At 68.3% G+C, this 21,963-nt stretch carries 21 protein-coding genes, 1 tRNA gene, 2 pseudogenes and 1 riboswitch; of the genes and pseudogenes, 11 read left to right on the top strand and 13 right to left on the bottom strand.

Features of this window, described 5'->3' with window-relative positions; genetic code table 11:
* Positions 1 to 52: 52 nt before the first annotated feature.
* From pstC to pstB, 3 genes are read left to right on the top strand one after another with little or no spacing between them, the layout of a single operon-like run.
* Entirely contained in the window at positions 53 to 997 is a 945-nt protein-coding gene (gene pstC / locus E3T25_RS09455) for a phosphate ABC transporter permease subunit PstC (RefSeq protein ID WP_104100157.1), read from the top strand.
* A complete protein-coding gene (pstA, locus tag E3T25_RS09450) occupies positions 997 to 2,097 on the top strand; it encodes a phosphate ABC transporter permease PstA (protein WP_134373875.1) in 1,101 nt (366 codons plus the stop codon). The genes pstC and pstA overlap by 1 nt, the downstream gene beginning before the upstream one ends.
* Before the next feature lie 41 nt (positions 2,098 to 2,138).
* The gene (gene pstB, locus E3T25_RS09445) at positions 2,139 to 2,918 is read left to right on the top strand and encodes a phosphate ABC transporter ATP-binding protein PstB (RefSeq protein WP_134373873.1); all 780 of its coding nucleotides are present in this window, start codon (positions 2,139 to 2,141) and stop codon (positions 2,916 to 2,918) included.
* 177 nt (positions 2,919 to 3,095) lie between these two features.
* On the opposite strand, the gene E3T25_RS09440 is transcribed toward pstB, so the two are convergent.
* The 4 genes from E3T25_RS09440 to E3T25_RS09425 form a co-directional block, all read right to left on the bottom strand.
* On the bottom strand, positions 3,096 to 3,998 hold the full coding sequence (locus E3T25_RS09440; protein ID WP_134373871.1) for an aminodeoxychorismate lyase: 903 nt from the start codon (positions 3,996 to 3,998) through the stop codon (positions 3,096 to 3,098).
* 69 nt (positions 3,999 to 4,067) lie between these two features.
* On the bottom strand, positions 4,068 to 4,916 hold the full coding sequence (locus E3T25_RS09435) for an anti-sigma factor (RefSeq protein WP_134373869.1): 849 nt from the start codon (positions 4,914 to 4,916) through the stop codon (positions 4,068 to 4,070).
* Positions 4,913 to 5,509, bottom strand: a complete 597-nt coding sequence (gene sigK, locus E3T25_RS09430) for an ECF RNA polymerase sigma factor SigK (protein WP_198411460.1) — start codon at positions 5,507 to 5,509, stop codon at positions 4,913 to 4,915. Before sigK ends, E3T25_RS09435 begins: the two co-directional genes overlap by 4 nt.
* 234 nt (positions 5,510 to 5,743) lie before the next feature.
* On the bottom strand, positions 5,744 to 6,373 hold the full coding sequence (locus E3T25_RS09425) for a DNA-directed RNA polymerase subunit beta (protein WP_104100162.1): 630 nt from the start codon (positions 6,371 to 6,373) through the stop codon (positions 5,744 to 5,746).
* A gap of 119 nt (positions 6,374 to 6,492) precedes the next feature.
* Between E3T25_RS09425 and E3T25_RS09420 the strand changes: the two genes are divergently transcribed.
* Together E3T25_RS09420 and E3T25_RS09415 are read left to right on the top strand one after the other, a co-directional pair.
* A tRNA-Lys gene (locus E3T25_RS09420) sits at positions 6,493 to 6,565 on the top strand.
* Between the two features lie 169 nt (positions 6,566 to 6,734).
* Positions 6,735 to 7,172, top strand: coding sequence for a GlgC family sugar phosphate nucleotidyltransferase (locus E3T25_RS09415; RefSeq protein ID WP_134373867.1), 438 nt, complete (start codon positions 6,735 to 6,737; stop codon positions 7,170 to 7,172).
* Positions 7,173 to 7,207: 35 nt separating this feature from the next.
* On the opposite strand, the gene E3T25_RS09410 is transcribed toward E3T25_RS09415, so the two are convergent.
* The 3 genes and pseudogenes from E3T25_RS09410 to E3T25_RS09400 form a co-directional block, all read right to left on the bottom strand.
* Positions 7,208 to 8,404 (bottom strand): GAF domain-containing protein, encoded by a 1,197-nt coding sequence (locus E3T25_RS09410; protein WP_134511195.1) that lies wholly within the window; start codon positions 8,402 to 8,404, stop codon positions 7,208 to 7,210.
* 123 nt (positions 8,405 to 8,527) lie between these two features.
* Positions 8,528 to 9,850, bottom strand: coding sequence for a DUF445 domain-containing protein (locus E3T25_RS09405; protein ID WP_134373863.1), 1,323 nt, complete (start codon positions 9,848 to 9,850; stop codon positions 8,528 to 8,530).
* An 81-nt stretch (positions 9,851 to 9,931) separates the two neighbouring features.
* Positions 9,932 to 10,147: pseudogene (locus E3T25_RS09400) on the bottom strand (copper amine oxidase); the annotation flags it as partial.
* Between the two features lie 17 nt (positions 10,148 to 10,164).
* On the opposite strand from E3T25_RS09400, the pseudogene E3T25_RS09395 reads away from it, so the two are divergent.
* From E3T25_RS09395 to E3T25_RS09390, 3 genes and pseudogenes are all read left to right on the top strand, one after another.
* Positions 10,165 to 10,887, top strand: a pseudogene (locus tag E3T25_RS09395) (aldehyde dehydrogenase family protein); the annotation flags it as partial.
* A 130-nt stretch (positions 10,888 to 11,017) separates the two neighbouring features.
* Positions 11,018 to 11,425 (top strand): APC family permease, encoded by a 408-nt coding sequence (locus E3T25_RS17460; RefSeq protein WP_241980768.1) that lies wholly within the window; start codon positions 11,018 to 11,020, stop codon positions 11,423 to 11,425.
* Positions 11,422 to 12,474: an APC family permease gene (locus E3T25_RS09390; protein WP_241980767.1), complete on the top strand. Its 1,053-nt coding sequence runs from the start codon at positions 11,422 to 11,424 to the stop codon at positions 12,472 to 12,474. Before E3T25_RS17460 ends, E3T25_RS09390 begins: the two co-directional genes overlap by 4 nt.
* Before the next feature lie 88 nt (positions 12,475 to 12,562).
* On the opposite strand, the gene E3T25_RS09385 is transcribed toward E3T25_RS09390, so the two are convergent.
* Together E3T25_RS09385 and E3T25_RS09380 are read right to left on the bottom strand one after the other, a co-directional pair.
* A complete protein-coding gene (locus E3T25_RS09385) occupies positions 12,563 to 13,546 on the bottom strand; it encodes an aldose 1-epimerase family protein (RefSeq protein ID WP_134373861.1) in 984 nt (327 codons plus the stop codon).
* Between the two features lie 9 nt (positions 13,547 to 13,555).
* A complete protein-coding gene (locus E3T25_RS09380; RefSeq protein WP_134373859.1) occupies positions 13,556 to 14,425 on the bottom strand; it encodes a DeoR/GlpR family DNA-binding transcription regulator in 870 nt (289 codons plus the stop codon).
* Between the two features lie 84 nt (positions 14,426 to 14,509).
* On the opposite strand from E3T25_RS09380, the gene galT reads away from it, so the two are divergent.
* A complete protein-coding gene (gene galT, locus E3T25_RS09375) occupies positions 14,510 to 15,724 on the top strand; it encodes a galactose-1-phosphate uridylyltransferase (RefSeq protein ID WP_134373857.1) in 1,215 nt (404 codons plus the stop codon).
* Complete coding sequence (gene galK, locus E3T25_RS09370) at positions 15,721 to 16,881, top strand: galactokinase (RefSeq protein WP_134373855.1); 1,161 nt, start codon at positions 15,721 to 15,723, stop codon at positions 16,879 to 16,881. Before galT ends, galK begins: the two co-directional genes overlap by 4 nt.
* Positions 16,882 to 17,059: 178 nt before the next feature.
* Here the strand turns inward: galK and E3T25_RS09365 are convergent, their stop codons facing one another.
* Together E3T25_RS09365 and E3T25_RS09360 are read right to left on the bottom strand one after the other, a co-directional pair.
* On the bottom strand, positions 17,060 to 17,956 hold the full coding sequence (locus E3T25_RS09365) for an ABC transporter substrate-binding protein (RefSeq protein WP_104171829.1): 897 nt from the start codon (positions 17,954 to 17,956) through the stop codon (positions 17,060 to 17,062).
* 199 nt (positions 17,957 to 18,155) lie between these two features.
* Positions 18,156 to 18,632: a YbaK/EbsC family protein gene (locus tag E3T25_RS09360; RefSeq protein WP_104100169.1), complete on the bottom strand. Its 477-nt coding sequence runs from the start codon at positions 18,630 to 18,632 to the stop codon at positions 18,156 to 18,158.
* Positions 18,633 to 18,681: 49 nt separating this feature from the next.
* Here E3T25_RS09360 and E3T25_RS09355 point away from each other — a divergent pair, with 49 nt between their 5' ends.
* Positions 18,682 to 19,230, top strand: coding sequence for a gamma carbonic anhydrase family protein (locus tag E3T25_RS09355; protein WP_104100170.1), 549 nt, complete (start codon positions 18,682 to 18,684; stop codon positions 19,228 to 19,230).
* Positions 19,231 to 19,402: 172 nt separating this feature from the next.
* On the opposite strand, the gene E3T25_RS09350 is transcribed toward E3T25_RS09355, so the two are convergent.
* Positions 19,403 to 20,287, bottom strand: a complete 885-nt coding sequence (locus E3T25_RS09350) for a bifunctional methylenetetrahydrofolate dehydrogenase/methenyltetrahydrofolate cyclohydrolase (protein ID WP_104100171.1) — start codon at positions 20,285 to 20,287, stop codon at positions 19,403 to 19,405.
* Between the two features lie 244 nt (positions 20,288 to 20,531).
* Positions 20,532 to 21,830 (bottom strand): serine hydroxymethyltransferase, encoded by a 1,299-nt coding sequence (glyA, locus tag E3T25_RS09345; RefSeq protein ID WP_104100172.1) that lies wholly within the window; start codon positions 21,828 to 21,830, stop codon positions 20,532 to 20,534.
* A gap of 42 nt (positions 21,831 to 21,872) precedes the next feature.
* Positions 21,873 to 21,962, bottom strand: a riboswitch (ZMP/ZTP riboswitch).
* Position 21,963 lies beyond the last annotated feature (1 nt).

The following is a 21,963-nucleotide window of genomic DNA, read 5'->3' as shown; positions in this document are numbered from 1 at the left end:
TGAACCTCTCTTTCTTAGCTTTTGCCCCAACCCTCCCAGGGAGATACCCGGCATGACGACCGCAGTAGAGCGACCCTCGCTCAAGGCCAAGGAACGCCCCGGCGACCGCATCTTCGCCACGAGCACGATTGTGGCCGGCAGCCTCATCCTGGCAATTCTCGCCGCCGTAGCGGCCTTTCTGCTTGTGCAGAGCCTGCCGGCCTTCCTCGCCGACCCGGAGGAGTTCAAGGGCGACACCACCAACTTCTGGTCGTATGTCTGGCCGCTCGCGTTCGGCACACTCTGGGCGGCGTTCCTCGCGCTGATCATGGCCGTGCCCGTCGCCATCGGCATCGCGCTCTTCATCTCGCACTATGCCCCCCGCAAGCTCGCGCAGGGCCTGGGCTACCTGATCGACCTTCTCGCCGCCGTGCCCTCCGTCGTCTTCGGGCTGTGGGGCATCGGCGTGCTCGCGCCGCTCGTGCAGCCGTTCTACACGAACCTGGTCGAGTGGTTCGGCTGGATCCCCCTCTTTGCCGGCCCGGTTTCCGGCACCGGGCGCACGACGCTCACGGTCGCCATCGTGCTGGCTGTCATGGTCTTGCCGATCATCACGGCGTTGTCCCGGGAGATCTTCCTGCAGACCCCCGTGCTATACGAGGAGGCATCACTGGCCCTCGGCGCAACCCGCTGGGAAATGATCGCCATGGCCGTGCTGCCCTTCGGCCGTGCCGGGATCATCTCCGCCTCGATGCTCGGCCTCGGCCGGGCCCTGGGTGAAACCATGGCCGTCGCCATGGTGCTCTCACCGAGCCGGGACGTCATCTTCCAGCTCCTGACCTCGCAGAACCCCACCACAATCGCCGCGAACATCGCCCTCAACTTTCCGGAGGCGCACGGCGTCGGCGTCAATATTCTGCTCGCGACGGGTCTCATTCTCTTCGTCATCACGCTCGTGGTGAACATGATCGCCCGCGTCATCATCAACCGCCGCAAGGCATTCTCCGGAGCGAACTGATGAGCCTGACGACCACGACCTCGAACACGGCCGCGCCCCTGACGAACTCCCTCACCGCGGGCAAGCTTCCTCGGCACACCTCTCTGGCCGTGCTCCTGGCCAGCTGGCTGGTCACAGGCGCGTTCTTCTTCGTGGTGATGCTCTCCGGCGCTGCCGAGGGATTCAACATCGTCGGAACGCTCTTCTTCGGCACCGTCGTCTACTGCGTCGCCATCTACCTGCTCTCGTACTTCGTCGAGGGCGTGCGCAAGGCCAAGGACCGCCTGGTCACCGCCCTCGTGACCGTGGCCTTCGCGGTCGCCCTTCTGCCGCTCTTCTCGCTCGTCATAACCACCCTGGTCAACGGACTGCCGGCGTTCCTCACCCCGAGCTTTTTCACCCAATCCCAGCGCAACGTCGTGGGCGAGGGCGGCGGCGCCTTGCACGCCGTCATCGGCACGCTGCTGATCACCGGTGTGGCCACGCTCATTTCGGTGCCGATCGGCCTCCTGGCAGCGATCTACCTCACCGAGTACGGCCGAGGTCGGCTGGCTCGGGCGATCACGTTCTTCGTCGACGTCATGACCGGCATCCCGTCGATCGTCGCGGGACTCTTCGCGTTCGCCCTGTTCTCTCTTCTGTTCAACGACCCCGGCATCCGCTTCGGATTCGGCGGCGCCATCGCCCTCACAGTGTTGATGATCCCCGTCGTCGTTCGTTCGAGCGAGGAAATGCTCAAGCTTGTTCCCAACGAGCTTCGCGAGGCGGCGTACGCGCTCGGTGTGCCGAAATGGCTGACCATCGTCAAGGTCGTGCTGCCGACATCCCTCGCCGGGATCGTGACCGGGATCATGATCTCGATCTCCCGCGTGATCGGTGAGACGGCGCCGCTGCTGATCATCTCCGGGTTCACGGCCAGCATGAACTACGACCTGTTCAACGAGCGCATGATGACCCTGCCTGTGTTCGTCTACACCCAGTACGCCAACCAGGGCGCAGACACCCAGTCCTACCTCGACCGTGCCTGGGCCGGCGCCCTGACGCTCATCTTGATCGTGATGCTATTGAACCTGGGCGCGCGCGTCATCGCCAAAATCTTCTCCCCCAAGCTCGGCCGCTAGGCTCCACCTCCCGGCCTCGGCCGTCTGATCCAAAGGAATGCATGTCCAAGCGCATTGAAGTCAACGACCTCAACGTCTACTACAGCAAGTTTCTGGCTGTCGAAGACGTGTCGTTGGTGATCGAGCCTCGAACCGTGACGGCCCTGATCGGGCCCAGCGGATGCGGCAAGTCCACGTTCCTGCGCACGCTGAACCGCATGCACGAGGTCATCCCCGGGGCGTACGTCACGGGCGATGTACTCATCGACGGCAACAACCTCTATGGTCAGGGAGTCGACCCGGTGCTCGTGCGGCGCCAGGTGGGCATGGTGTTCCAGCGCCCGAACCCGTTCCCGACCATGTCGATCGGCGACAACGTGCTGGCCGGCGTGAAGCTCAACAACCGCCGGATGGCCAAGTCCGACGCCGACGACCTGATCGAGAAGTCGCTGCAGGGCGCGAACCTCTGGAAAGAGGTCAAGGATCGCCTCGACAGGCCCGGCTCGAGCCTCTCCGGAGGGCAGCAGCAGCGCCTCTGCATCGCACGCGCGATCGCGGTGCACCCCGACGTCATCCTGATGGACGAGCCGTGCTCGGCCCTCGACCCGATCTCGACGCTGGCGATCGAGGACCTGATCGAGGAGATGAAGGCCGACTACACGATTGTGATCGTCACTCACAACATGCAGCAGGCATCCCGGGTCTCCGACCGCACCGGATTCTTCAACATCGCCGGCACCGGCAAGCCCGGCAAGCTGATCGAGTACGACGACACGACCACGATCTTCTCCAACCCGAGCGAGCAGGCCACCGAGGACTACGTCTCCGGCCGCTTCGGCTAAGCCCGGTTCCGTGCCTGGCGCGCGGACAGCAGTGCGCCCTCGCTCCGCGCCCCGAACGAATTCGACGGAGATTCTGCCCTGAACGCGCCGATTACGCGTGAAACGGCACGATTAGAGCAGAACCTCCGTCGAACTGGTTAGCAAGCGGGCTGCGGGGCGACGCGCTGCGGTGGGGCGTCAGACGGTGCGGGCGAGCAGGGCGGCGTTGAGGGTGCGGGTGCGCTCGGAGTCGACGGGCATTGGTCTGCCATCGAGTTCGGTCACGTGCACGGCCAGGCGCAGGCTGGAGAGCAGCCACACGGCATCCGCCGACCGTAGCTCGTCGACGCTCATGTCGCGGTATTCCGTGCGCTCCCCTGCCGCCCGAAGGTGCTCGAACGCGCTCTGTTGGGTGGTGCCGTGCAGGATTGCTCCGCTCGGCAGGGGAGAGACGTAGACGTCGCCCCTGCAGAGCATCACGGTCGAGGTGGGCCCCTCGAGCACGAAGCCGTCGTGGGTGAGGAAGATCGCGTCGTCGGCGCCGCGGCGGCGGGCCTCCCTGAGGGCGGCCATGTTGACCGCATAGCTGAGCGTCTTCGCGCCCATCAGGAGCCAGGGCGCCTGCTCTGCGACGCCGTGCGGGTAGCCGCGGTCCAGGGTGACCGCCCGGATGCCGTCCTCGCGGACGACGGCGAAGTCGGGCGCGGGGGTCGCGTGAAGCCAGGCCGTGGGTGCCGGGCCGGAGTCGACGCCGCGGCTGTAGACGAGTTTGAGCACAACTTCGCCCTCGTGCGGGACGCGATCGACCACGTGCGCGATCGCGGCCAGCCACTGAGCCGTGTTCGGCTCGGGCAGCTCACAGGTCGCGGCCGAGGTGCCCAGCCGGGCAAGGTGTGGGCCGACCGCCTGAGGGTGGCCGCCGACCACGCCAAGTGTCTCGAAGACGCCGTCGCCCCGCTGGGCGCTCAACTCCCCCACCCGCAACGCCGGGGCATCCGAGTCCACCTCGTGGAACGTGTCGTCGAATTCCGTCTGCGGCGCGTCGGCGGGAACCGGGTCGAGGAGCAGGGTGAAGGGCAGCGTCGTTCGCCGAACAGTCATTTGACGAGCATAGAGGATCGGGTCAGGAGCAGGTCAGGATCAGGTCGGGATCGACTCAGATCAAGCAGCTCAGGAGCTCTGGATGGCGAGGATCGGGTCGCTGGTGGGCTGCTCCGAGCCGCCCTTAGGCTCGACCGTGACGCCGATCGTGTCGCCGGCGGTGAGGCTGCCGTCGAGCACGCGCCAGACGGTGCCGGTGCCGGTGCCGGACGAGTCGAAGATTCCGGCGGGAACCGGGCCGGAGCCGCCGATGTACCAGAGCTGGTAGTCCCGGTCGGACGGCAAGTCCGGCAGGTCGTCGACCAGGAGCGCTGAGAGTCCGCTCTCTTCGGACCAGACCAGGGTGGCTTCCTGACCGTCGGCGGTGGTCGCCGACGCGCGCTGGATGTCAGCGGCCGCCGTGATTTGCACGAGACCGGCCGCCTGGTCCTGTTCGAATTGGTCGGACTCCAGGGACTGGCCGACGAAGGTGCCGCCCGCGAAGAGGGCGACGGCCGCGGCGGCCGCCGCGAGAACGCCGACGGGCCGCTGGAACCAGCGCAGGCGGGCGCGCTCGGAGGCGCTGCCCGCTGCAGTGGCGCCTCGGATCGGAGCGGGATCGACGCGCGGCGCGGGGGTGGCCGGTGCCGTCTGATCGGCCGGCAGGGGCGCGAGCTGCGGCGTGGCGGCAAGTTTGGCCATCAGGGAGGCCCTGAGTCCGGCCGAGGGCTGCACGGGGGTGGCGGCAAGGCCCAGCGCCACCGCGGTGTCACTCAGCTCGGCCGCCTCGATGCGGGCCGGCTCGGACGCCTTGAGGTGCTCCTCATAGACGGCGGCCTCTTCCGCGCCCAGGGCGTGGAGGGCGTAGGCGCCGGCGAGCTCGCCCGGGTTCTGCCCGGCGGCGTTGCGGGTGTCGTCATTCCGGGTGTTGTCGCTCATGACGCCACTCCCAACTCGTCGCGCAGGCGGATCATGCCGTCGCGCAGCCTCGTTTTCACAGTTCCGAGAGGGATCTGCAACCGCTCGGCGACTTCACTCTGGCTGAGGCCGCCGTAGTAGGCGAGGCTGATCGCCTGGCGTTGCAGTTCCGTCAATCTGGACATCGCCTTTTCCACTCGTTCGTGCTCGATTCGTACTCCGACCGTTTCGGACACCTCGTCGTAGGCAACCGCAAGATCACGGATGCCGATTTTGATATCCCGGTCGCGGCTGGCCTGCGACGACCGAATTCGGTCGATCGCGCGGCGGTGCGCCATGGTCAGGATCCAGGTCGCCGCCCCGCCGCGCTGGGCCTCGTACCTCGTCGCCGTCTGCCAGATCTCCAGGAAGATCTCCTGCGTCACTTCCTCCGACTGCGAGGGGTCAACCAGAAGACGTCGAACGAGACCGAGAACACGCGAGGCCATCCGGTCATACAGCTCTCCAAATGCTCCTTCATCTCCCTGCGCCACCCGGCCCAGCAATTCCTCATGGGAGACAGGAACAGTCCCCTCCCGGTTGACGTTGAATTCAGCACTCATGAGAACAAGCATCTCAGGTCTTGTCCACGTCCATGGTTCGGCGCGGAGACCGAATCGGATTGGTGTGTCACGCCAGGCAGAGGAGGAGTGAAGGCCGGACCGCAGAACGCCTCTCGGCGCGAGGCCGCTCACAGCGGCGAATATTGGAGCCCGGGGTTACTGCGGCCCGACCAGACTCCAGTGTAAACGACCCGGATGCGGATCGCGCACCCGGCGGGACGGCTCGCGGCCGATCAGTTAGACAGGTCAGTCCAGCGAGTCACTGCGCCAGAGCCGGGCGCAGGAGCCGAATTCCTGGGCGGTGGTGGAGAACCGGAGGGCACGGGTGGTCAGTTCGGTGGACCGGAGCGGTTCGGTCGTCTCCAGGTCGTCCGCGACGCTGGTGCAGCCGACGGAGATGACGCGGCAGAACGCCGCCGCGCGGTCGAGTGCCACGGCGAAATCCCCGGTGAAGATCCCCCGCAGGATCTGGTCGGCCAGGACGATGATCTCCGCCGTGCCCGTGGGCACCGCGGCCCCGGCAATGACCGGGTCGATCGCCACCGTGACTTCGGTTCCGCGCTGGTAGAGGAACGCCGTGCCCTCGGGATCCTGGCGGATGAGCAACCGCACCAGGTAGATCCGCCAGAGCGCCCCGGGCAGGCTGCGCGGCGTTGCCCGCGACCAGAGTTCGGCCACCGCGTCGACGCCGTTCTCGTCGGTGTAGGTCACGAGCCGCTCGACGATGTCGGGGTCAGGGTCGCTGCGCACGCGGGCCAGAAGCGCGTGCGCGGTTTCATGCGCCACCCGGCTGATCAGTGCCGGGTCTTCGCCCCCCTGGAAGGACTCGAATTTGCTGCCGGAGAACTGGGTCGGCTTGTGGAAATTCTCGGCCATGGCATCCTCCTGGGCTCGGTTTCGTGTTCGCTGTGGGCACATCCGTCTCGTCTGCAGAAAACCCTCTCCCACGGTACCTAGAAAAACGGATCCGAAATCCCCTGTACATTATTAACCGCGGGCCTCTAGCTCAGTTGGTAGAGCAAAGGACTTTTAATCCTTGGGTCGTCGGTTCGAGCCCGACGGGGCCCACTCACAGGATCAGCGTCGGTGCAGACCCGGGTCTCGCGTGGGCCCAGCATCGAATCCGGACTCCCGGCGAGCACCCAGCGATGATTCGGGCGGCGTTCGGGTAGCTCCTCCATACTTCTCTGACATGGTGCCGGCATGCCCGATGCCGACGACCTGAGAAGGAGGCCCCGTGGGCAGAGTGAATGAAGAAGTTGAAATCAAGACCGGGATCATCACCCGGTACCGGCGTCACCCCAACGGACGCGGCCTGGTGTCCCCCAGCGCACGCGTGCACCCCGAGGCGTTCGTATCCCGAACCGCCTACGTGGAGAGCGGCGCGCGGGTCGGGGCGGAGTCGTGGATCGGCCCCGGCAGTTGGATCGACCAGGACGCGGTCATCGGTTCTCACGTGTTCATCGGCCAGAACGTGCACGTCGGCGCGGACGCGGTCGTCGGCAGCGCCGCGCGGCTGGGCAGCTATGTGCGGATCGGTCGCGGGGCACGGCTCAGCCCCGGAGCGGTCGTCGAACGCGATCTGCGGGTTCCGGACAACGCCGTGATTGGCGCGGCCCCGCGCACGCGCCTGTCGCCCGGATCGGCACCCGCCGGTGTCGCCCACGCCGCCTAGGGGTGCGTCTACGGGTGCGTCTACGGGCGCGTCCGCTACTCGGCGGTGAACGGGCTTGCGAGTTCTCGCTGCACCATCAGCGCCAACTCGCGCAACAGCACGAGGTCGATGGTTCCTGCCGCCCTCGGCTCCGAGTCGAACACGCAGAGAGCCCCGATGAGCTCCCCCGACGGCGACTCGATCGGGAATCCGGCGTAGAACCTGATCTTCGGCTCGCCCACCACGAGTGGATTGTCTCGGAAGCGGTCGTCGAGGAGGGCATCCGGTATCACCATAGCCGCGGTGCCCGTGAGGGTCACCTCGCAGAACGAATTGGACCGCGGCGACTCGGCATCGGCCACGCAGATGCGGGCCTTATGCCACTGGCGATCGCCATCGATCACCGTGAGCGCCGCGGACTGGGTGCCGAACAGGGTCCGCGCCAGTGCCGCGATGCGGTCGAAGCGCTCCTCGGGCGGGGTGTCGACGATCCCGAGCTGGTCGACCGCGAGCTGGCGCCGCGCCTCCTTCGCCCTCGCCTGGTCGTCGGAGGGCACCGGTTCGGCGTCAGGGGTCGCGACCCGGTCGGCGCCGAGGAGCGGCGCCATCCGGGAGGCGAGAACGTCGGCCCAGTGCGCATACGTATCCGTGGACCGGTATCGGCCCGGCGGCGGCGTCGGCGCCGCACTGGACGGTACGAACGCGACCCCGTCGCTGCTGTCGGCGACGAGTCGTACCGTCACCCGGTTCAGGAGCCGGCCGTGGTGGTCAGCCAGATTTCCGAGCCTGGAATCGAACACCGGGATCGACCGGATGGGCTGGATTCCCGCCACGATGATGCTGGTGCTGCGGGGCGATGACGCCGTGAGGAACCGGAGCAGATTCGCCAGATCGCGCCGCCAGGCCCGGGCGGAGACCAAGTTCACGGCCTCGTTCACGCCCAGGACCAGCACGATCGCTTCGAAACGGGTGAGCCGCACCCCGGTCAGCTCGAGGAGGGCCGTAGCGACGGTCATGCGGGGATTCGCGATGAGGTCGACGTCGACCCCGCGGCCGGTCTGCGCGGACAGGGCGCGGGCGAGCGAGCCGGGCAGGGCCAGGTTGTGGCTCACGACCCCGCGGCCGACCGCCAGCCCCGAACCGAGGATGAGGATCCGGTCGGGATCAATGCCCGCGGAGTGCGCTTGCGGAGCATCCGTGGGCATGGGGACATCGCCGAAGCCGCGCTCGGACGCGGCGGCCCAGGTGCGCATGGCGGGAGCCAGCGCCCATCGTATGAGTTCCCGCACAGATGCCCCTTTGTTGCTAAGACACAAGGGTGTATCCAAGACCGGGTTTCAAGTATCCCCCATTCGGGGCGAGGGTCCAGGGCCGCGTCACACCAGTGCCACAACGGCTTGGGCGAGCGCGAAAATGACCAGGCCGGCAAGCGCGCCCACCACGGTGCCGTTGATGCGGATGAACTGGAGGTCCTTTCCGATCTGCAGTTCGATCTTCTCGGCCGTCTCGGCCGCGTCCCACCGCGCGACGGTTTCGGTGATCACCTCGGCGCTCTCGTGCCGGTACCGGCGCACGATGTAGCTTGCACTGTCGGCCAGCCACCGGTCGACGCGGGCGCCGAGGGCCGGGTCGGTCGACAGTCTCCCGCCGACCTCCATGACGGTCGAGCGGATGCCCGTGCGCAACCCGCTCGAGGGGTCGTTCAGCGCCGCCGTCAGGGAGACCTTCACGGCCTCCCAGGTTTTGCTCGCGAAATCGCGCAGCCGGGCACTGTCGAGCAGTTCGAGCTTGAGCGCCTCCACCCGTTCGATCATCGCCGGCTCGTGCTGCAGGTCGTCGATCACCTCGACGAGGTAACGATCGATGGCCTGGCGGAGCGGATGCGCGGCATCCGCACGCGCGGTGGCCACGAAGGCGAGCACCTCCCGGTGCGCCTTGTCGTCGACCAGCTTGTCGACGAAACCGGGGAGCCAGGTCGGCAGACGCTGGGACACGGCCCGCCCGAAGGCCTCCGGATGCTCCAACAGCCAGCCCTCGGCCCGTTCCAGCAGCAGGTCGACGGCGGCGTGCTGCTGCCCCGACTCGACCAGCCGCGCCCCCACGTGCCCGATTGTCGGACCCCACTCCGGCTTCAGCAGGTTCTCGCGGGCAACGGTTTCGATCAGCTCCTGGATCGCGTCGTCGCTGAGCAGGTTGAGCAGACCGGCGCCCGCCACCGCGACCTCGTCGGTGAGCCGACGCGCGTTCTCCTCCTGGGAGAGCCACGCGCCGAGCCGACGGGACGCACCCAGCGATTCGAGCTTGCCACGGATGACCGCCTCGGAGAGGAAATTCGTCTCGACGAATTCACCCAGGCTGGCCCCGATCTCGTCCTTGCGGCTGGCGATGATGTTCGTGTGCGGGATGCGCAGGCCCAGCGGGTACCGGAACAGGGCCGTCACGGCGAACCAGTCCGCTACGGCGCCGACCATGCCGCCCTCGGCCGCGGCGCGCACGTACTGCAGCCACGGGTAGCTCTCCTGCAGCGCGAACGAGGTGGCGAACACTACCGCCATCAGGAGGAGCAGGCCGATGGCGAGCCGCTTCATGCGGATCAGGGCCGTCAGGCGCACGGCGTCCGGCAGGCTCAGCGGCGGCCGGGCGGCGGCTGCCGCCCGTGCTGCACGTGGACCGGTCTCGGTCTGGTCTTTCTGCCTCATCTTCTCGGCCATCCTCCCAGACTGCCGGATCGGGGCCGGGGAGGGAAACCCGTCTTCCCTCGACCCCGGCGCGCTGCATACTCAGCAGTGGCAGTGTCCCTCTTCGACGGGCGTCGACGGCGGCACATCGAGCACCGGGCTGCGGTCGAAGAAGCCATCGATCTTCAGCTTGAAACCAGCGGTGTCCACGGGCATGATCGGCCAGTCCTCGATGCGCGAATAGTGGGTGAGGCCGAACGTGTGCCAGAGCACGATGTCCTGGCCGTCGATGTCGCGGTCGGCTTCGATGTAGGCAGGCCGGCTCCGCCGCCTCGAACCTCAAGAGGATCACCCTCGAACTCGGGGGCAAGGCCCCCTTCATCATAACTGCGGACGCCGACATCGACGCGGCCTTCGGCGGCAACCTGGCGGGCGTCACGCTCAATTCCGGGCAGGTCTGCGCGGCCTACACGCGGTTCTATGTCAACAAGAAGCGCGAGGCCGAATTCGTTGAGAAAATGGCGGCCGGGGTCTCCGGCATGAAGCTTGGCGCCGGGATGGACCCCAGCACCCAGCTGGGTCCTCTGGTCTCTCAAAGACACCTCGACCACGTCGAACGGATGGTCACGGTCGGCCGTGCCGAGGGCGCGGAACTCGTGACCGGTGGCGCCCGGGCCGGCGAGGTCGGCTCCTTCTTCCAGCCGACGGTGTTCGCCGGTGTGCGCGACGACATGGCCATCGCGACCGACGAGGTCTTCGGGCCGGTGCTCTCGATCATGTCCTACGACGATGACGACGACCTGCAGGAGCTCATCAACCGGGCCAACGACACCGACTATGGGCACGCCGCCACGTTCTGGACGAAGGACCTCGAGAAGGCACACCGCCTGGCCAACGGCATCCGTGCCGGTGCGATCTTCGTGAACATGCCACCGGTGCCGGATATGGCCGCGCCGTGGGGCGGGTTCGAGACCAGCGGCTGGGGCAACGAGATGGGTCCGGATTCGATCGACGCGTACACGCAGGTCAAGGGCGTCTGGATGCACTACCGCAGCTAGCCGCACGGGTTTTTCGCGGCATCCGTTCGTTTTCACGCACTCGTCGACTCACGCACTCGTCAACTCACGCACTCGTCAACTCACTCACTCGTCAACTCACTCACTCGTCAACTCAATGAGGAGTAAACCCATGACGACCACTCGCAGTACCCCTCAGTCCGACTCCCAGACCACCCTACGCACGGGACGCCTCGGTGTGATCGGCATCGTCTTCTTCGTGGTCGCGGTGGCCGCACCGCTCGTGGGCATGACCGGTGCGGTCCCGGTCGCGATCGTTCTCGGTAACGGCGCGGCCGCCCCGGGCGCCTACCTCGTGGTGGGCGTCACCCTGCTGCTGTTCAGCGTCGGCTATGCCGCGATGAGCCAGCGCGTCACCAATGCCGGAGCCTTCTTCGCCTATATCGGCCGAGGCCTCGGCCACCAGCTCGGCAGCGCGTCGGCCTTCGTCTCGATCCTCGCCTACCTCGCCATCCAGCTCGCGATCTACGGGTTCTTCGGCGGACTGCTCGGCGCCCAGGTCGGCCTGCTCCCCTGGTGAGCGTGGACGTCGGCGCCAAGGTGCTCGGCGTGCTGATGCTGCTCGAACTCCTGGCACTGGTCGTCACCTCGGTCGCCATCCTGGCCGACGGCGGGCCGGAGGGCCTGAACTTCTGGGCCTCGTTCAACCCGGCCGCGATCCTCGCCGGCGGGCTGGCCGGCTCGGCGGGCATCGCGTTCGCCTTCGCGTTCGCGTCCTTCATCAGCTTCGAGGCCACCGCAATCTACGGCGAGGAATCCAAGGACCCGAAGACGGTGGTCCCCCGCGCCACCTACCTGGCGGTCGGAGTGATCACGGCGCTGTTCGCCCTGACGGCGTTCGCCATGGTCACGGGAATGGGTGCATCCTCGGTCGTCGAGAAGACCGTGGAGCTGTCGAGTCTCGACGGGGTTCCCCTGGCCGACCCGGCCGCGGTGCTCTTCTCCCTCGCGACCCAGTACGTGGCACCGTGGATGGCCACCGTGATGGGCGTCCTGGTGATCTCGAGCCTGTTCGCCGGACCGCTGGCCTTTCAGAACGCGGCCAGCCGGTACCTCTTCGCCCTCGGCCGCGGCGGCGCGCTGCCCGCGCCGCTCAGCCACGTCAACGGTCGCGGCGCCCCGAGCACCGCCTCCCTCGCCACGTCGGTCCTCACGGATCTCGTCATCGTCACCTTCGCCGTCTTCCGGCTCGACCCGGTGCTCAACATGTTCTACTGGTTCAGCGGTCTCGCCGTGGTGGCGATCGTGCTGATCGAGATCCTCGTCTGCATCGCCGTGATCGCGTTCTTCCACCGCAATGCGGGCAGCGAGAACGTGGTCCAGACCATCATCGCCCCGGTGCTGGCCACCATCGGTCTGATCCTCGGCGAGTACCTGCTGATGAGCCGCTTCGGGCTCCTCGCCGGCACGGTGGCCGAGGGCGTGGACCCGACGATGTCATCGTGGTGCCTGAGCCCGATCGGCTGGGTGCTCGTGTCCCTGCCCTTCGTGCTCCTGCTCGTCGGCTACCTGCACTCGCTCTGGTCGCACACCGAGAACGAGGCCCTGGTCAAGGACGTCCTCTCGTAGCCGGCAAGCCGTGAAACGGGGTGACCGCCGCGAGGCGGACACCCCGTCTCTCTGCCCGTCGGACCGTGATGGGCGCGGTGATGCCGGGTCAGAGGCGGAATCCCTGGTGGCGGATGCCCCAGCGCACAGACCAAGACTCCCCTGGTTCGACCCAGCGCAGCCCCGCGCCCGAATTGAAGGCATTCGCAGGGGCCGTCATCGGCTCGATCGCCACCGCCAGGCCCAGGAACGGGCCGCCCGGCCCCGGGAAGGGGAAGTTGCGCGGCGTGAAGACCTGAACGTTGCGGACGTTCCGGTCGCCCCAGATCGTGACGCTGCGGCCGTCAGGCGCGGTCAAGGAGGCCACGCTGGCGGTGCCGGACTCCTCGCCGGTCACGTCGGACCGCACCTCGGGAGCCTCAGGCCCCACCCCGCCGAAGCCGTCGTCGAGATCGACGTCGCCCACCCGGCACCCCGTGCGCAGGTCGAACCTGGTGCCGACGACGGAAGATTCCCCGACGGGGTTTTGCCGGTCGTCGACGTCGATATGGGTGCGCGCCGCGATCGTGAGCACGAGGTCCTCGGTGGGAACGCCGCCGATCTTCGGGTACGGATGCGCGCCGAGCGCTACCGGGGCCGCGTCCCGGCCTACGTTCCGCACCGTGTGGGTGACCGCAAGACCGTTGTCGGTGAGCGCATACCGCACGGTCGTGTCGAGCAGGAACGGGTATCCGGCCTGCGGAAAGACCGTGGCGGCCAGAGTGACCGAACTCGGGCTGCGGTCGAGCATGCGATAGGACGAATACCGAAGCAGGCCGTGGATCGCGTTTTGCTGTTCCGGCTCGGTGAGCGGCAGGCGCTGCACGACGCCCTGGTGCCGCCAGAGGCCGTCCCGGATGCGGTTGGGCCACGGCATCAGCACGATGCCGGCGCCCCACGGTGGGGTGGCCTCGGGCGCGAACGGCTCGACGAGGTCTATGCCGTCCACGGAATACAGCCGGAGGCCGGCGGCCACCTCGGTGACGATCGCCAGCGCAGGCCCACTCGGCGTGGCTACCCTCAACTCATACTGGAAACCCGTTGCAGCGCGCATAGTGTCAACCTACTCCGGCTGCAGAACGGTCAGGCCGGCCTCGCGGAGGGGCGCCAGCATGACCTCGTCGGCCGCGGCATCCGTCACCAGGGTGTCGAACGCGCGCAGCGGGCCGACCTGCCCGAGGTGCACCTGGCCGAGCTTGGAGGCGTCGGCCACGACGACCGCCCGGGTCGCGGCGGCCAGCATGAGCGTTTTGACCCCAGCCTCGGGGAGGTTGATGTTCGTGACCCCGTAGCCGGCATCGACGCCGTTGCAGCCGATGAAAGCCAAATCGGCGTGAACCTGGCTGAGCACCGTCCGTGCGAGTGGCTCGACCAGGGAGTGCTGCAGCGGGCGGAGCGAACCGCCCGTGACGATCACGGTGAACCGAGGGATGGCCGGCTCGAGGGCGAGGGCGATGCTGAGCCCGTTCGTGATGATGACGACGTCGGTCAGATCGGTGCGGGCCAGCAGCGCGTGGGCGATAGAGAGGGTGGTCGTGCCGACGTCGAGGAGGATGCTCTGCCCGCTCGTGACGAGGGCCGCGGCGAGCACGCCGATCTGCTGCTTGGGCAGCACGGATGACGCGAGGGCCTCCTCGAAGGAGAACTCCCGCAGCGGGCGGCCGCTGAGTGGCGCGGCCGGAACCGCCCCGCCGTGCACGCGCTGCACCGTCCCGGCGGACTCAAGCACGTCGAGGTCGGCCCGCGCCGTGACGCCGGACACTCCGAACGCCTCGCGCAACTCGCGCACTCGTACGAAACCGCGCTCCCCGACGAGGCGCTGGATCTGCTCCCGCCGCTGGTGGGCCGGGAGCGTGTCGCGGTCGCCGGGCCGGTCGCTCACGTCGATGAGGTCGGCCGTGGCGGTCGATTCGGTCGATTCGCGAGGAGCCATACCCAATCTTCACTTAGTTTACTTTGGTTATCAACCGGAAAGACCTGGTTTCACATGTGCAAATCAGATAACGTTGTTTTCGCCATGAACACACCAGACTTCGTAGCCGACACCGGCATCATCCGTCACCGCCACACCCTCGCCGATGGCCGGGACCTCATCTACTTCGATGACCCGCAGTCCAGCCTGCCGCCGGATCGGGCGGCCGACCTGCGCGAACTCGACCCGCGCCCGGCCACCGCCCGGATGCGCCAGGACCCGCTCAGCGGCGAATGGGTCTCGATCGCCGCCGCCCGCCAGAACCGCGTGTTCCTTCCGCCCGCGCACCTGGACCCGCTCGCCCCGTCGACGCCGGGGAACCCGTCAGAAGTGCCCAGCAACTACGACGTGGCCGTGTTCGAGAACAAGTCGCCCTCGTTCGGGCCCCTCCTCACCGACGCCGACGCCCCCGCCGGGCTCGACGACCTGAACACCATCGGACTGAACCGCGTCCGCACCTCGGTCGGCCGCTGCGAGGTCGTCTGCTTCAGCCCCGAGAACGAGGGCTCGTTCGCGAGCCTGTCGGTCGTGCGCGCCCGCACGGTGATCGAGGCCTGGGCCGAGCGCACGTACGCCCTGTCACAGCTACCCGGCGTGGAACAGGTCTTCCCGTTTGAAAACTGCGGCGAGGCGATCGGCGTCACGCTGCACCACCCGCACGGCCAGATCTACTCCTACCCCTACGTCACGCCGCGCACCCAGCGCGTGATCGCCTCCCTCGACCAGTACGGACCAAACCTGTTCGCGGACATCCTCGCCAGCGAGCAGGCCGGGGGCCGGGTCATTCTGACCGGCGAGCACTGGACCGCCTTCGTGCCGTTCGCCGCGCGCTGGCCCATCGAGGTGCACATGCTGCCGCACCGGCACGTGCCCGACTTCGCGGCGACCAGCCTGGCTGAGCGCGATGAGCTCGCCGTGCTCTTCCGGCGGCTGTTGCGCGGCATCGATGCCCTCTACGACACCCCGACGCCGTACATCGCGGCCTGGCACCAGGCCCCGGTCTCGGTGCGCCGCGACGAGATCCGGCTGATGCTGCAGGTGACGAGTCCTCGCCGGGCCGCAGACAAGCTGAAGTTCCTGGCCGGGTCGGAGGCCGCCATGGGCGCCTGGATCGGAGACGTCACGCCCGAGCAGGCGGCCGACAACATTCGCCGCGCGGTCCAACGCTCCGCCGGGACGGACGCGACCGAAGCGGCGGCCGGCGCCGCGGCATCCGTTCCCGCTATCAGCACCACACTCGAAGGGCAGGCCCACGCATGACCGATCTCATCCAGACCGTGACGGATGGCTTCACGAGCCGCTTCGACGCGGCCCCGGCCGGACTCTGGTCGGCCCCCGGCCGCGTCAACCTGATCGGCGAGCACACCGACTACAACGACGGGTTCGTGTTTCCCTTCGCGATCAACCGGCGCACGCTCGTCGGGCTCGGCCTGCGCGGCGACCGCCAGCTGCGGGTGGCGAGCTCGTTCGCCGCGGAAACGGTGGAGCTCTCCCTCGACGACCTGACTCCGGAGAACCTGGCCGGCTGGTCGGCGTACCCGCTCGGCGTGGCCTGGGCCCTCGGCCAGTTCGGCGCCGACCTGGCCACCCGGCCCGGATTTGACGTGTTCATCGACTCTGACGTGCCGATCGGGGCCGGACTGTCGTCCTCCGCCGCGATCGAGAGTGCGGTTGCCCTGGCCCTGAACGACCTCTGGCAGCTCGGACTCGACCGGCGCATGCTCGCCCGGGTGGGCCAGCTGGCCGAGAACCGGGCCGTCGGGGCTCCCACCGGCATCATGGACCAGTCCGCGTCCCTGCTGGGCGAGGCCGACTCCGCCGTCTTCCTGGACTGCCGCACCCTCGAGGCCGAGGTGATCCCGCTCGGCTTCGACGGGGCCGGCCTCGACCTGCTGATCATCGACACGCGGGTGAGCCACGCGCACTCGACCGGCGGGTATGCCTCGCGCCGGGCATCCTGCGAACTGGGTGCACGGATGCTGGGGGTCCCCTCCCTGCGCGACCTCACCGTGGACGACCTCGGCCGGGCCGCCGACGTGCTCGACGACGAGACGTTCCGCCGGGTGCGGCACGTGGTCACCGAGAACCAGCGCGTACAGGGCACCGTGCGCACCCTGCGCGAGCAGGGACCGACCGCGATCGGCGCCCTCCTGGACGCCTCGCACCTGTCAATGCGGGACGACTTCGAGATTTCCGTGCCCGAACTCGACCTCGCCGTGGAGACCGCGCGCGGCACCGGGGCGATCGGCGCCCGGATGACCGGCGGCGGCTTCGGCGGCGCCGCCATCGCCCTTACCCCGCGCGCCCTGATCCCCGCGGTTACGGCGGCGGTCACGGCCGCGTTCGCAGCCCGGGGCTTCGCGGCCCCGGACCTGTTCGTGGTGCGCGCGGCCGACGGGGCGGCGCGGGAGCAATAACACAGCGGGAACTCGCCCCACGTGGCTAATTCAGGAGAAGTCGTGCCGCCGCCCGTGCGCATCCGCAGACCTGTGCGGGTGCGAACGAGGTTCGGCGGGGATCTCCTGAGTTAGCCACGCACGCGACGGCCGAAACCGGTGCCCGGGGTCGAGGCGGCGCCCAGCGGCGGCGACGTGCCTAGCCCCTCGCGCCGGCGTTGAGTGTGATCGTGTCGAGGCCGCCGTCGACGACCCCCCAGTCGTCCAGAATCGCCTCGTAGGTGCCGTCGTCGACCAGCGACTGCAGCGCGGCCTGCACGGCCTCGGCCATCCCGGAATCCTTCTGCACGGCCATACCGTATGGTGCCGCCTCAAACGTCTCTCCCGCGGTCTGCAGCTTGCCCGTCAACTGTGCGATCCCGTAGAGGGTGACCGGGGAGTCGGCGCTAAAAGCGTCGGCCTGGCCCAGCGCGACGGCATTCGCCGCGGCATCCTGCGTGTCGAGGGGGACCTTCTGGATCGGCGGTTTGCCGGCGGCGACGCAGGCGTCACTCTTCGCCGGGATCTCGACGGTGTCCTGGTAGGTCGTGGACTGCACGGCGACCTTGAGTCCGCACGCATCGTCGGGGTCGACGGTCGTGCCCGCGGGCGAGGCCCACTGGATGCCTGCGAGGTAGTAGTTCACGAAATCGACTTGCTTTTCACGCTCCGCCGTGTCGGTGAAGGACGACATGCCGACGTCGATCTTGCCGCCGACGACATTCGGGATGATGTTCTCGAATTTGGCCACCGTGTACTGGGCCTCGAGCCCGAGCTTGGCGGCGATCGCATCACTCAGGTCGATCGCCCAGCCGATCGGTTCACCGGCGTCGTTTTTGAACTCGTTCGGCGCGTAATTCGGGCTGGTGCCGAAGACGAGCTTGCCCGGGGTCGCGGTCGTTTCCGGGAGGAGCGCGGCGGCCTCCTCGTCGGTGGTCACCACCTCGGCCGCGGATCCCTCCGTGACGCCAGTCGTCGGAGTGGAGTTGTCCACGCAGGCGGTAAGCAGGAGGGCGGCCACGGCGGCCAGGGCCGGGAGAGCATGTCGAGCGCGCATTGAGCATCCTTTGTGAATTTTTCGCCATCGAAGTGATCAGAGGTGCAACTCTGCCGAGTCTATGTTCAGTGCCGGTCGCGCCCGGGACGTGCCGGGCATCCGTCGCCGTACGCCGCCGAACTGTGACTTTGCCCACCGGCGAGGGAGCCATTCTCCCGGCCCGGCGGTGCGCGAGTGGCGGAGATCAGGCCGTCGGGATCTAGGGCGAGACGGCGGTGGGCTCGCCGCCGGTGATTCGCACGAGTTCGTCGAACGTGGTCGGGAACACGGTGTGCGCGTGGCCCGCAGCCGCCCAGACGACCGGGAATTCGGCGAGGGCGACGTCGACCAGGGTGCGCAGTGGCGACGGATGTCCCAGCGGCGCGACCCCGCCGATCACCTGACCGGTGGCCTGCCTGACGACATCCTTCGAGGCACGTCCGATCGTGCCGCCCAGTCTGTCCCCCAGCCACGCCGCATCGACCCGGTGAGCCCCCGAGGTGAGCACGAGCAACGGCTCACCATCGAGGGTGAAGACGAGCGAATTCGCGATGGCGCCGCGCGAAATACCGAGCGCCTCCGCGGCGGCGGCGGCGGTTGTGGCCGCATCGTCGAACCAGCGAATTTCCGGGTCCAGGCCGTGGGCGCGGAGAGCCTCCCGAACCCGATCGACGGACGGATGCGCGGAATTGACCATGCCGAAATCCTAGAGCCTGCACGCGAGGCAGCCCGATAGGCTGACGCGTATGACTGCCGACAGCGCCGCCCGCATCATCACCCTGCCCGACCGACCCGGACCGGTCGTGGCCGAGACCGCCTACGTCGCCCCGGGCGCCGTGGTCGTCGGCAACGTCACCTTGGCCGAACACGCCAGCGTCTGGTACAACGCCGTGCTGCGCGCCGAGGCGGAACCCATCCGGATCGGCCCCGGCTCCAACCTGCAGGACAACGTCTCCTGCCACGTGGACCACGGATTCCCGCTGATCGTCGGCCGGAATGTGTCCGTCGGGCACGGGGCAGTGCTGCACGGCTGCACGGTCGAGGACGGCTCGCTGATCGGCATGATGGCGACGGTGCTGAACGGCGCCGTCGTCGGTTCCGGGTCCCTCGTCGCCGCCGGAGCCGTCGTGCTCGAGGGCACCGTCATCCCGCCCAGATCGCTGGTCGCCGGCGTTCCCGCCAAGGTGCGGCGGCCCCTGACGGATGAGGAGGTGGCCGGCCTCGGCCACAACGCAGCGGAGTATCTGCGTCACTGCGCCCTGCACGCCTCGGTGACGGCGCTGCCGCAGCGCTGAGCCGGTCTGCCTCACGGTCGCGGCGCGGGCTACGGCTCACGGCGCAGGGAATACCGTGCGCCGGCTTCCACAGCGTGCGCCGCGACGGCGGTACCACCGAGCCTCGCCCGCACGGCCACCTGCGCGAGCCCGGAGAGGCGACCGTTACGAGGCGACCGCCCGTGGCGCCCGACTACCTGCTGAGCGACAGCTCGGCTGCCTTCACCACGTTGCACAGCAGCATGGCACGGGTCATCGGGCCGACGCCGCGCGGATTCGGGGACAGGAAGCCGGCGACGTTCGCGACACCCGGGTGCACGTCACCGGTCAGGGTGCCCTTGCCGGTGATCGGGTCGGTCACCCGGGTGATGCCCACGTCGAGCACGGCGGCGCCGGGCTTCACCCAGTCCGCCTGGATCAGGTGCGGCACGCCGACGGCGGCCACGACGATGTCGGCGCGCCGCACCTCGCCGGGCAGGTCTACCGTGCGGGAGTGCGTCAGGGTGACGGTGGCATCCAGACCCTTGCGGGTGAACAGCAGTCCGAGCGGGCGCCCGACGGTGAGGCCGCGCCCGACGACGACGACGCGCTGGCCGACGATCGGCACGTCGTAGCGGCGCAGCAGCTCGACGATGCCGGCCGGAGTGCAGGGCAGCGGCGAGTCCAGCTCGCCCTCGATGCCGAGCACCAAGCGGCCGAGGTTCGTCGGATGCAGGCCGTCGGCATCCTTCGACGGGTCGATCAGTTCGAGCATGGCGTTGTCGTTGTGGCCGACCGGCAGCGGCAGCTGAATAATGTAGCCGGTCACCTCGCGGGCGGAGTTCAGGTCGGCGATTGCGGCGCGCACATCGGCGCTGGTCGCCGACGCGGGCAGGTCGACCCGGATCGATTCAATGCCGACCTCGGCGCAGTCGCGGTGCTTGCCCGCGACATACGAGCGCGAGCCCGGGTCATCGCCGACCAGGAGCGTGCCGAGCCCGGGCACGATCCCGTGCGCGCGCAGCTCCGCGATCCGGTCGATGAGCTCGGTCTTGACCACGGAGGCGGTCGTGACTCCGTCGAGGGTTATTGCCGTCATTGTGGATCCATTCAGTCGGTCGTTCTGACGTTTGCAGGTGCTCCGGTGCTCCGGTGCGCAGGTGCGCAGGTGCCGAAGGCGCGTGCGAATCCGACGGGGATTTTGGGCAACACGCCGGTGACGGATGCCTTCAGCGGGCTTTCGCAGCAAAATCTCCGTCGAAATCGTTCACAGGCCGTACGCCAGGGTGCGGAGCCTGCGGCGTTGACACCCGGGTCGAGGGCGGCCGGGTGCGCGGCGGACGTTACTGCTGCAGACCGGGGTACAGCGGGAAGGCCTCGGTAAGCACCTTGACGCGGGCGCGGAGGCCCTCGATGTCGGCGTCGGGCTTGAGCGCCTCGGCGATGACGTCGGCGACGACCGTGAACTCCTCATCGCCGAAGCCACGGGTGGCCAGGGCAGGGGTTCCGATGCGCAGGCCGCTGGTGACCATCGGCGGGCGCGGGTCGAACGGCACCGAGTTGCGGTTGACCGTGATGCCGACCGCGTGCAGGGCGTCCTCGGCCTGCTGTCCGTTGATCGGCGAGTTGCGGAGGTCCGCGAGCACGAGGTGCACGTCGGTGCCGCCGGTGAGCACGTCGACGCCGCCGGCGCGCGAGTCATCCGCCATCAGACGGTCGGCGAGGATGCTGGCACCGCGCAGGGTGCGCTCCTGACGTTCCTTGAACTCGGGCTCGGCCGCGAGCTTGAACGCGGTCGCCTTGGCGGCGATCACGTGCATCAGCGGGCCGCCCTGCTGGCCGGGGAACACGTTGGAGTTGAGCTTCTTCGCCAGCGCCATGTCGCGCGAGAGGATCAGACCGGAGCGGGGACCGGCGAGGGTCTTGTGCACGGTGGTGGACACGACATCCGCGTAGGGAACCGGCGACGGGTGCAGGCCGGCGGCGACGAGTCCGGCGAAGTGGGCCATGTCGACCCAGAGCAGGGCGCCGACCTCGTCGGCGATGCTGCGAAAGGCCTCGAAGTCGAGGTGGCGCGGGTAGGCGGACCAGCCGGCGATGATGACCTTGGGCTTGGTCTCGAGTGCCGTCTCGCGCACGACGTCCATGTCGACCAGGAAGGTGGTCGGGTCGACGCCGTAGGCGACGGGATTGTAGAGCTTGCCGGAGAAGTTGAGCTTCATGCCGTGGGTGAGATGGCCGCCGTGGGCAAGTTCCAGACCGAGGATGGTGTCGCCGGGCGTCGCGATGGCCGAGAGCACGGCGGCGTTCGCGGTGGCGCCGGAGTGCGGCTGCACGTTGGCGTACGCGGCGCCGAAGAGGGACTTGGCCCGGTCGATGGCGAGCTGTTCGGCGACGTCCACGTACTCGCAGCCGCCGTAGTAGCGGCGTCCCGGGTAACCCTCGGCGTACTTGTTGGTGAGCACGGAGCCCTGCGACTGCAGCACAGCGCGCGGCACGAAGTTCTCGCTGGCGATCATCTCGAGGTAGTCGCGCTGGCGTCCGAGCTCCTGCTCGAGAACGGCGGCGATCTCGGGGTCGACGACCTCAAGGGGCTCGTTGAATGTGGACCGCAGAACGGTGGATGGCACGGATTCGGGCACGGGGTCTCCTCAGACTTCTTGTTTAACGACGTGATGATCAATCGTCGTGGCCCAGGCGTGCGGTCACTAACCGTGTCAGTCGCTCCCCGATGGTGACCCATCTTTCGTGCTACGCCAGTCGCGACAGAGACGA

The organism is Cryobacterium sandaracinum (assembly GCF_004403415.1).
GTDB classification, from domain to species: domain Bacteria; phylum Actinomycetota; class Actinomycetes; order Actinomycetales; family Microbacteriaceae; genus Cryobacterium; species Cryobacterium sandaracinum.
Note: the sequence above shows the minus strand (reverse complement) of the source record. Positions and strands in the feature narration are given on the sequence as shown.

Excerpts from the sequence above, each read along its gene's own strand:
- pstC (WP_104100157.1), top strand. The coding sequence starts at position 53 with ATGACGACCGCAGTAGAGCGACCCTCGCTCAAGGCCAAGGAACGCCCC.
- pstA (WP_134373875.1), top strand. The coding sequence starts at position 997 with ATGAGCCTGACGACCACGACCTCGAACACGGCCGCGCCCCTGACGAAC.
- pstB (WP_134373873.1), top strand. The coding sequence starts at position 2,139 with ATGTCCAAGCGCATTGAAGTCAACGACCTCAACGTCTACTACAGCAAG.
- E3T25_RS09440 (WP_134373871.1), bottom strand. The coding sequence starts at position 3,998 with ATGACTGTTCGGCGAACGACGCTGCCCTTCACCCTGCTCCTCGACCCG.
- E3T25_RS09435 (WP_134373869.1), bottom strand. The coding sequence starts at position 4,916 with ATGAGCGACAACACCCGGAATGACGACACCCGCAACGCCGCCGGGCAG.
- sigK (WP_198411460.1), bottom strand. The coding sequence starts at position 5,509 with ATGCTTGTTCTCATGAGTGCTGAATTCAACGTCAACCGGGAGGGGACT.
- E3T25_RS09425 (WP_104100162.1), bottom strand. The coding sequence starts at position 6,373 with ATGGCCGAGAATTTCCACAAGCCGACCCAGTTCTCCGGCAGCAAATTC.
- E3T25_RS09410 (WP_134511195.1), bottom strand. The coding sequence starts at position 8,404 with ATGCGCACCTGGGCCGCCGCGTCCGAGCGCGGCTTCGGCGATGTCCCC.
- E3T25_RS09405 (WP_134373863.1), bottom strand. The coding sequence starts at position 9,850 with ATGAGGCAGAAAGACCAGACCGAGACCGGTCCACGTGCAGCACGGGCG.
- E3T25_RS17460 (WP_241980768.1), top strand. The coding sequence starts at position 11,018 with ATGACGACCACTCGCAGTACCCCTCAGTCCGACTCCCAGACCACCCTA.
- E3T25_RS09385 (WP_134373861.1), bottom strand. The coding sequence starts at position 13,546 with ATGCGCGCTGCAACGGGTTTCCAGTATGAGTTGAGGGTAGCCACGCCG.
- E3T25_RS09380 (WP_134373859.1), bottom strand. The coding sequence starts at position 14,425 with ATGGCTCCTCGCGAATCGACCGAATCGACCGCCACGGCCGACCTCATC.
- galT (WP_134373857.1), top strand. The coding sequence starts at position 14,510 with ATGAACACACCAGACTTCGTAGCCGACACCGGCATCATCCGTCACCGC.
- galK (WP_134373855.1), top strand. The coding sequence starts at position 15,721 with ATGACCGATCTCATCCAGACCGTGACGGATGGCTTCACGAGCCGCTTC.
- E3T25_RS09365 (WP_104171829.1), bottom strand. The coding sequence starts at position 17,956 with ATGCGCGCTCGACATGCTCTCCCGGCCCTGGCCGCCGTGGCCGCCCTC.
- E3T25_RS09360 (WP_104100169.1), bottom strand. The coding sequence starts at position 18,632 with ATGGTCAATTCCGCGCATCCGTCCGTCGATCGGGTTCGGGAGGCTCTC.
- E3T25_RS09355 (WP_104100170.1), top strand. The coding sequence starts at position 18,682 with ATGACTGCCGACAGCGCCGCCCGCATCATCACCCTGCCCGACCGACCC.
- E3T25_RS09350 (WP_104100171.1), bottom strand. The coding sequence starts at position 20,287 with ATGACGGCAATAACCCTCGACGGAGTCACGACCGCCTCCGTGGTCAAG.